Source organism: Terrisporobacter muris (assembly GCF_024621905.1).
Taxonomy (GTDB): Bacteria; Bacillota; Clostridia; order Peptostreptococcales; family Peptostreptococcaceae; genus Terrisporobacter; species Terrisporobacter muris.
Genome location: NZ_JANKBY010000006.1, coordinates 24,106 through 32,906 on the forward strand (window position 1 = coordinate 24,106; position 8,801 = coordinate 32,906).

Genomic DNA, 8,801 nt, shown 5'->3' on the forward strand with positions numbered 1-8,801 from the left:
AATTAAATGTGGTAATAACCACTTAGAGAGGATTATAATTTTTATGATAAACAGAAATGATAAAAGACCAATATACGATCAGCTTGTTGAAATACTAAGAAATAAAATTGAAAACGAGATGGAAGCAAATGATAGAATGCTATCAGAAAGAAGAATTTGTGATGAATATGGAGTCAGCAGAACTACAGTTAGATTAGCTATGGCTGATTTAGAACATATGGGCTATATATATAAAAGACATGGAAAGGGAACTTTTGTTTCTGCTCTTAATCAAAGTTCACAAAATTTAATGGACAGTTACAGCTTTACAGATCATATGAAATCACAAGGAAAAAAACCAAGTACAAAGGTATTATCATTTGAAGTAGTAGAAAGTACAAAATACTTTTCCGAAAAACTAGGTATAAAACCTGGAGAAAAAATGATAAAAATAGTGCGTCTAAGGCTGGCTGATAATATTCCTATGATGATTGAGAGAACATACCTACCTCTAAGACAATTTATAGGTTTGACAAAAGAAAAAGTTATTGAAAAACCTTTATACGAGATATTTAAAGAAGATTATGGAGAAATTATTAAAGTAGCTGATGAAGAGTTTTCTGCTGGAATAATATCTGACCAAGAGGCAGAATTATTAGATGTACCATTAGACTCAGCTTGTTTAAAACTACTTCGTACTACATACAATGATGACAATATAGTTATTGAGTTTACTCTAAGTGTTGCTAGAAGCGATAAATTTGTATATAAGATAAGACATATAAAATAATAATACTTACACAATAATATAGTTATAATTACTAAATTAGTATTCTCATATTAAACAAAGGGGCTATCGCACTAAAATATATAAACATCATATACAGTTATTTGATAAAATTAATTACTACTATATATGATGTTTAAAGTTCTTGGTACGACAGCCCATTTTTAAATATTTAATTATCCCATTAGTCTTTGTCTTATTATGTTAAATCTTATAAATGTAGTATCTATATACTCTTTTATATACATTACAGGCCTATCATTTTCATCAAAATTTATACCTTCTAAAAGCAAGAATGATTTTACTTTATCTTCACATTCAAATGGATTGTTTAATTCTTCATTTTCTACATTGGTTATAGTTTTAATTTCAACTTTGTCCCAACTTATACTTACACCAGCTTTATCTCTTAAAAATTTGAATATAGACTCATCATATCTATTTAAGTCATCACATTCATTTTCATTTTCCAACAAGCTTAGTGGAAAATAATCTACACAATAAGTACAAGGATTCTCATCTGCGTAAAAAATTTTCTTTACCGCTACTAAAGGTTCATTTTCTTTTATTTTCAATAAATTACTTAAATTAAAATCAGCATTTACTATTTCATATCCTAAAGCCTTTATGGATGATTTGTATCCACTACTTTCTATAATGTCAGTAAACTGCTTTACTGGATTAAGTTGTGCTTTCATTTTAAGAGCTTCACTATTTACAAACGTCCCTTTACCTTGTCTTCTAAAAATTACACCTTCTGATGCAAGCTCATTTAGTGCAGATCTTATTGTTATTCTACTTACACCTATAAGTTGAGCCATATTTTCTTCACTTGGAAGTTTTGTATCTTTTGATAAATCTAATGATTTTATATATTTATATATAGCATCTTTTACTTCATTAGTAAGAGATTTACTTTTTATTCGTTGCATTATGTATCCTCCAGCATATCAATTGATATTTTAAATTATACACTAAGTTATTCATTTAATCCAAGTAAAAAACTTTATCTAATTATTGTTCTTTTGCTTATCTATAATATTATCTATTATAACAACTAAAGCTAAAACAAAAGCTTCATCTTCAAAATCTATATCGATATAATAATTATCAGTAAATGAGAAAAACTCCTTAGTCACCTGAGCTATAAGTTCTCCACCTTTATATATTCCATAATTATAGTCAAAATAGTCACCTTTGATAGTTAAGTCTCCGTACTTACTAGTTACACTTAGTTTATCTTTGAAAAATGTAAGTTTTTGATTTACTTCAGCTACCACATTTCCATTTTCAAACATTTCGTAGTTTGACATAAAAGTAAGTAGCTTCTCTTTTACAGAATAAAGTACTCTGTTGTTTTTTAATATATCAAATTGTAAACCAAAAGTTAAGAATTTATTGTCTACAAAGTATACTTCTTCGTCATACTTATTTTTTATCCAAAAGTCCTCTTTTATTTTGAAGAATTTTGATTTCATGTAATATCTCATATTTTTCCCCTTTTATATTTCTTATTTTCCTGCTATAGAAAGTCCTGTTGCTATTACTGATGGTGAACCAACATTGCTCATTGGGAATTTTAAATCATTTCCTATAACTGTTATATTTTTTAATAAGTCAAAGTAGTTTCCTGCCAGTGTTATTTGCTCCACTGGGAAAGTTTTCTTACCATCTTTTACGTAGAATCCTTTAGCTGCAAGGGAGAAATCTCCACTTACTGTGTTTGCTCCTGAATGAAGTCCTGCTAAATCTGTAATGATTACACCTTCATTAATTTCTTCCATTAAATCTTGGAAAGATTTTTCTCCTGCTCTAAGATATAAATTACTTTCACTTACATTAACTGAAGAGGCATAAGATGCTTTAAACCCGTTTCCTGTAGATTTTACTCCTTGTTTATGAGCTGTTTTTAAGTTGTGAAGTAGAGTGTTTAATTTTCCTTCATGAACTAATTCTTTTGTGAAAGTTGCTACACCTTCATCGTCAAATGGTGCTGATGCTAAACCTCCATACATAAGTGGATCATCTACAATAGTAACAATTGGTGATGCTATCATTTGTCCTTCTTTTCCTTTTAAAAGTGAAAGACCTTTTTGAGCTGCATCTGCACTGAAAGTTCCTGCAAAAGTTTCTAGCAATTGAACCATGGCTTCATTGTATATGATTGTATTGTAACTTCCTGATGGAATGCTTTTTCCACCTAGTTTAGATAGTGCTTCTTCAACACCTTGGCCAGCCATTTCCTTTGGTTTAACTTCTTCTAAAGAGGATGCCACCACATAGCCTACACCGTCATTTTTTCCACTTTCATCTTCTACTACTGGTACTACATAAGAAGTTAGTATGTTGTCTTTGTTTGTAAGCTCCAATCCTTTACTATTGTAAATACCGTAGTTTGATGAAGAGTAAGAAATTTTACAGCCATTTATATTTACTACTTTGTCACTGTAGTTTTTAACTTCTTTTTCTAAATCTAATGCTAAATCTATCATTTTTGCTGGGTCTATATTTTCCAGTTCTTTTGAATAAGTTTTCACTTCACTATAAATTTTGTCTCCACCATATATGAAAGTTTCATCATCATTTTCAATTAAGTTGGCACTGTTTTTCGCACTGTTAATTAACATATCTACGGCAGCTTCATCTAAAATTTCAGTATATGAGTAACCCATTTTTCCATTTATCTTTCCTCTAAAAGAAAGTCCAAATGACTTAGCTAAGTTGTATTTTTCCACTTCTCCTTCATAAACACTTATGCTTATGCTTTCTCCATCACTAAAATAAATTTCACACTCATTAAATCCAGCCATTTCTGCTTTTTCAAATAATAAATTCTTAAATTCCAAAAAGTTCATTTATTCTTCACTCCTTCCACCAACTGTTATCTCTTTAACTCTTATCATAGGCTGACCTACGTTAGTTGGAATTGAGCCAGATGATGAACCACACATTCCTTGAGCCTGAGCTAAATTGTCTCCTACCATGTCTATATTCATAAGAACTTCACTACCTTTTCCTATAAGACTGGCACCTCTTACTGCTTCTTTTATCTCTCCGTTTTTTACCAAGTATCCTTCAGCCACAGCAAAGTTAAATTCTCCAGTTACAGGGTTAACAGATCCTCCGCCCATTTTCTTAGCATAAAGTCCGTTATCTATTGATTTAATAATATCCTCTACCTTATCAGTTCCTGGCGCTATAAATGTGTTTGTCATCCTAGAAGTTGGGGCAAATTTATAACTTTGTCTACGAGAACTTCCAGTAGGCGCTGTGTTCATTCTTCTTCCATTTAATTTGTCTACCATATATGCTTTTAGTATTCCATTTTCTATGAGTACATTTCTCTGAGTTGGAGTTCCTTCATCATCTATATTTGCTGAACCCCAGTGATTAGGTAGTGTTCCATCATCTATGGCAGTTACCTTAGTTGATGCTATTTGCTGACCTATTTTATCAGTAAATACCGAGTTTCCTTTTGCTACTGATGTTGCTTCAAGTGAGTGACCACAAGCCTCATGGAATATAACTCCCCCAAAACCGTTGTCTATGGCAACAGTCATTTTACCTGCTGGACAGTTTTTCGCATTTAGCATTGTGTATGCAACTCTTGACGCTTCTCTTCCATAATACTCTGGATCTATATCTTCAAATAGTTCAAACCCTTTGCAAGCTCCAGGTCCTTCATGACCAGTTTGATTTTCATTTCCTCTTGATGCTACTGAAGTTATGGAAAGTCTAGTTCTTACTCTTTTATCTTCTGTGTATAATCCTTCTGTATTGGCAATTAGCACATTTTGTTCTTTGTCTAAATAGTTTACACTTACTTGTGATATATCGCTGCTGTAATCTTTTGCACTTTTATAAGCTGTTTTCATTACGTTTATTTTATGTTGGTAATCCACACTGTTTGGATTTAGTTTTATTGGGTTTATGTCAGTAGTTCTTTTACAGTTGTTTAGTACTATGACTTTTTCTTCCCCTGCACGACCTAAAGCTAGTGCTGCTTTATAGGCAGTGTCTAACATGGATTCAAGCGAGTTGTCATTGGTATAAGCGTAAACACTGTTGAACCCTTTGAAAATTCTTATTCCTATTCCGTAAGTTCTTCCCCCTAGTACGTTTTCTATTTTACTATCTATAAGACTTAGGTTGTTATTTATGCAGTCTTCTTCAAATATTTCTGCAAAATCTCCACCTGTGATTAAACATTGTTCTAGCACTCTAGTTGCTATTTGTTTTGAGATCATAGTATTCCTCCTGTTTTTTGTATATGTATATTATACCAATTTTTGTAGAAGTTTTAACATATTTTAAAAGGCGTTACAAAAATGTAACGCCCTTACTTATAATTATTTTGTTTTTGTAAACCTATTTCTCTTTTATAAATTTACTTATATGGATTAAAATTCTAAACTATTAATCATATGGTCTATTTCATTCTCAGCTTTATTTATAGCAGCTTTTCTTTCTTCTTCTGTTGTTCCAGTATTATCTACTTTAATTTCGTGAACTTTTTTTATTCCCAGTGTTTTCATTATGCTTGATATATAATTTTCACCCTTGTCCATTATAGGATCTAGCAGTAAAGGTATATTTCCTCCAGCAGATTCAACATAAACTAAAGCTCTATACTTATCATTTAGTAACCCTTGTGGCTTTTTACCCTTTTCAAAAGTAATTGTCTTTCCAACTTGTACTACGCAGTCAATGTACTCTTTTAATGGTGCCGGAAAAGATAAACTCCACATAGGTGCAGCTATTACATACATGTCAGCACTTTTGAATTGTTCACATAAGTCTCTTATTATTTTTATTTCATCTTGGTCTTTTTGTGGTAATTTCTTTGCATCTTCTTCTTTTATTACACAATTTCTATCCTCAAAATATTGATATTCTAGTCTCGGAATATGATTTTTGTATAAATCAACTTCTTCAACTTTAAAATCTTTATTTTTTTCTAAAAACTTATTGATAAACGTTCTAGCGACAGTTTTACATGATGATAAGTGTTCTGGCTTTGAGTTAACACTTATATATAGTAATTTTTTCTCCATAGTTTACTCCTTCATTATTTTAATAGAAAATATTTTAAATCATTATTTTAATAGTTTTCCCTTATTACTCTATTTTATAATGTTTAGTTAAGTTTCTGGATGTAAAAACATATAAATTTAAGTGTAGACTACTCCATAACATCTTCCACTATTTCCAGCTGACACTCATTGTCTACTTACCAAGCTCCACTAAGACAAGTTCTGGTCTATTGAAAATTCTAAAAGGAAATACACTGTTTCCCAGTCCACGACTTAAAATCATAGTAGTATCTTCCTCTACAAACTCTCCTGAATCATATTTAGGGAAAAATCCTTGATCTGGTCCAATAATACCACCAACAAAAGGAAGTCTAATTTGCCCACCATGAACATGACCAGTGAAAACTAAGTCTACCTTGCATTTCTTATAAAGCCACATAAGTTCCGGTCTATGACTAAGTAAAATTTCAAAATCATTGTCCTTACTTACAGACTCCAAATATTTCTCTAATTCACTATAATCAGTACCCTCAATATAATTAGATGTTAAAAAATCAGGATCTTTTACACCAATTAAAGTAATAGAGTCCTCACCTTTTTGTATGTCTACGCTATCATTATCTAAAACTTTAACATTTTCACTTAATAAAGCTTTTTTTATTTCATCATAATGACCTGACCATGCTTCATGATTCCCAGATACATAATAAACTGGTGCAATATCTACTATTTGTTTAACTAAATCCATGGATTTTTCTAAATCGTATCTTCTTCTATCAATTAAATCACCAGTTATAACTATTATGTCTGGTTCACATTGTTTTATCTTCTTTACTACCAAACTTTGATTTTTACCAAACTGAGCATTATGAAAATCTGAGATTTGGAGTATTTTTAAGTTTTTGAAACTTGATGGAATTTTCTCATTTGTGTAACTGTATTTTGAAATTACTATGCTGTTATTTTCATAATATAAAAATAAACAACTTCCTATCAGTAAAACTAAAGTAATAATAACTGCTCTTTTTCTATTTTTAATAACTTTCATATTTTTATATTATATCCATTCTAAAAATTTCTCTAGGTAAAGATGTAAAGCTTTCACTAGCACCCCAATCAAATTTGAAAAACATACCTTGTGCAGCGCCTCCACCAATAGAATGGACTTTCGTTTGGCCATCTAAATTATCCATCACTACAGTTAATGTAATTCTATTGCCTACTCGTTGGAAGTATTTTTCATAGACTATTAATATAGCCCCATTATCTTCGTTTCCTGTGATTACATGGTAGTCTATTTTCTCACCTGTTACACTTTGTCTGATTATGTTATCGTCTAGCTTTGATATTGCATCTCTAAGAGATAACTTGACTTTAAAATTATCTGAATTCAATTTTTTATCCCCCTAATATAGTTTATAAGTTGATTATACATATATTTTTTGCAAAATAAAAGCTAGTCTTATGACTAGCTTAAATCTTACAAAATTTCTTCTATTTTACAATGCTATTTTTTTCCTTAGATTTTATTGGTGTTCTAAACAATAAATGTTTCAATGCATTACTATCAAATGGATATAATGGGTAAATATACGATTGTCCCATTATAGTCTTGTTTGTAGCAAGTAGTATTAATACAATTATTAATCCTATTATAAGTCCCCATACTTTAAATAATGAGGTTAAAACTAATAAAAGTATCCTACACAGTTTTATTGCAAATCCCAACTCAATACTTGTTTGAGCAAATCCTCCTAAAGATACAATCGCTGTATATAATATGGTATCAGGAACAAACCATTCTGTTTTAATAGCAAAATCTCCAAGTATTAATGCTCCAACAACAGATAGTGACATTCCTAGGGCTCCTGGAGTGTTTAATGAAGCAAGTTTTAAGGCATCTACAGCTAACTCTAATAATAAAAACTGTATTATTAATGGTACTGCATAACCTTTTTCTGGTTCAATAAATTTTAGCCATAATGGAAGTCTATCAATGTATTCTATTAGCAATAAATATACGGGAGTCAAAATCAATGTAGTTAATAAAGTAAAATTTCTAACAAGTCTTAAGTAATTTCCAGTTATTATAGGTTGGTAATAATCATCAGCTTCTTGCATAAAATCAAGAATGCTTACTGGAACTACTATAATATTTGGCGACGTATCTATTAATATAAGTATCTTACCTTCTAATACGTGAGCTGATGCTACGTCTGGTCTTTGTGTAGTTTTTATTTTAGGAAATGGGTTATACCATTTTGATTTTGTTAGAGTTTCAACTAAGCTTTGGTCTCCCATTACTAATGCTCTTACATCAATGCTTTCTATTTTTTTCTTTATTAATTTAACATTATCTGTTTTTGCAAGTCCTTCTATGTAACCTATACACACATCGGTTTTAGATTTGTTACCTACATTCATCATCTCAAAAACTAAATTTTCATCTCTTACTCTTCTTCTTATAAGTGCTGTATTCATTACTAAAGTCTCAACAAATCCGTCTTTTGCACCTTTTAAGGTTTGCTCTTTTTGTGGTTCTTCAGGTCCCCTAGATGGATAAGTACGTACATCTAACATAACTGCTTCGTCTAATCCATCTATAATTATAGCCATAGGTCCAGATAGTACACCAGATACTATTTTATCAATTTCATTCTCTTTGTCTGCTTCAATATGAGCTATGTAGGAATTTATGAAATCTGTGATGTTATTTACTTTATCCATTTCTTCTTTTGTTATAGAAATGAATTTATTTAATATTCGCTCTGCAACTTCATCTTTCATAAACCCATCAACAAAGAATAGGTAAGCTTTCCTACCGCCAATATTTATTTCTCTTGAAACTAAGTCAAAACTTTTTTTAACTTTAAGTTTTGATAATATATTGGTATAGTTTTGATTTACGTTTTTAGTTAATTTAATATTAATCACCTCAATTCTTAATATATTTATTTTCTACTATTTACTTTAATATATGATTGAAATTTTATTATCCAAGA

Annotated in this window: 9 protein-coding genes; 1 reads left to right on the forward strand and 8 read right to left on the reverse strand. The window is 30.3% G+C overall.

What is annotated here, in order from left to right; all coding sequences use genetic code 11:
- Nucleotides 1–43: 43 nt before the first annotated feature.
- A complete protein-coding gene (locus NSA58_RS01160) occupies nt 44–769 on the forward strand; it encodes a GntR family transcriptional regulator (RefSeq protein WP_039678329.1) in 726 nt (241 codons plus the stop codon).
- 173 nt (nt 770–942) lie between these two features.
- Here the strand turns inward: NSA58_RS01160 and NSA58_RS01165 are convergent, their stop codons facing one another.
- The 8 genes from NSA58_RS01165 to NSA58_RS01200 form a co-directional block, all read right to left on the reverse strand.
- Nucleotides 943–1,698, reverse strand: coding sequence for a GntR family transcriptional regulator (locus tag NSA58_RS01165; protein ID WP_039678328.1), 756 nt, complete (start codon nt 1,696–1,698; stop codon nt 943–945).
- A gap of 78 nt (nt 1,699–1,776) precedes the next feature.
- Nucleotides 1,777–2,256 carry an LURP-one-related/scramblase family protein gene (locus NSA58_RS01170; protein ID WP_039678327.1) on the reverse strand — a complete coding sequence of 160 codons (480 nt, stop codon included), beginning with the start codon at nt 2,254–2,256 and terminating at the stop codon, nt 1,777–1,779.
- Between the two features lie 21 nt (nt 2,257–2,277).
- Nucleotides 2,278–3,621, reverse strand: coding sequence for a TldD/PmbA family protein (locus NSA58_RS01175; RefSeq protein WP_039678326.1), 1,344 nt, complete (start codon nt 3,619–3,621; stop codon nt 2,278–2,280).
- The gene (locus NSA58_RS01180; protein WP_074079063.1) at nt 3,622–5,013 is read right to left on the reverse strand and encodes a TldD/PmbA family protein; all 1,392 of its coding nucleotides are present in this window, start codon (nt 5,011–5,013) and stop codon (nt 3,622–3,624) included.
- Between the two features lie 153 nt (nt 5,014–5,166).
- Nucleotides 5,167–5,820, reverse strand: a complete 654-nt coding sequence (locus tag NSA58_RS01185) for an FMN-dependent NADH-azoreductase (protein WP_039678324.1) — start codon at nt 5,818–5,820, stop codon at nt 5,167–5,169.
- Between the two features lie 172 nt (nt 5,821–5,992).
- The gene (locus NSA58_RS01190; RefSeq protein WP_079764713.1) at nt 5,993–6,847 is read right to left on the reverse strand and encodes a metallophosphoesterase; all 855 of its coding nucleotides are present in this window, start codon (nt 6,845–6,847) and stop codon (nt 5,993–5,995) included.
- A 4-nt stretch (nt 6,848–6,851) separates the two neighbouring features.
- Entirely contained in the window at nt 6,852–7,193 is a 342-nt protein-coding gene (locus NSA58_RS01195) for a DUF6054 family protein (protein ID WP_039678323.1), read from the reverse strand.
- A 100-nt stretch (nt 7,194–7,293) separates the two neighbouring features.
- On the reverse strand, nt 7,294–8,733 hold the full coding sequence (locus NSA58_RS01200; protein WP_257559984.1) for a spore germination protein: 1,440 nt from the start codon (nt 8,731–8,733) through the stop codon (nt 7,294–7,296).
- Nucleotides 8,734–8,801: the final 68 nt, after the last annotated feature.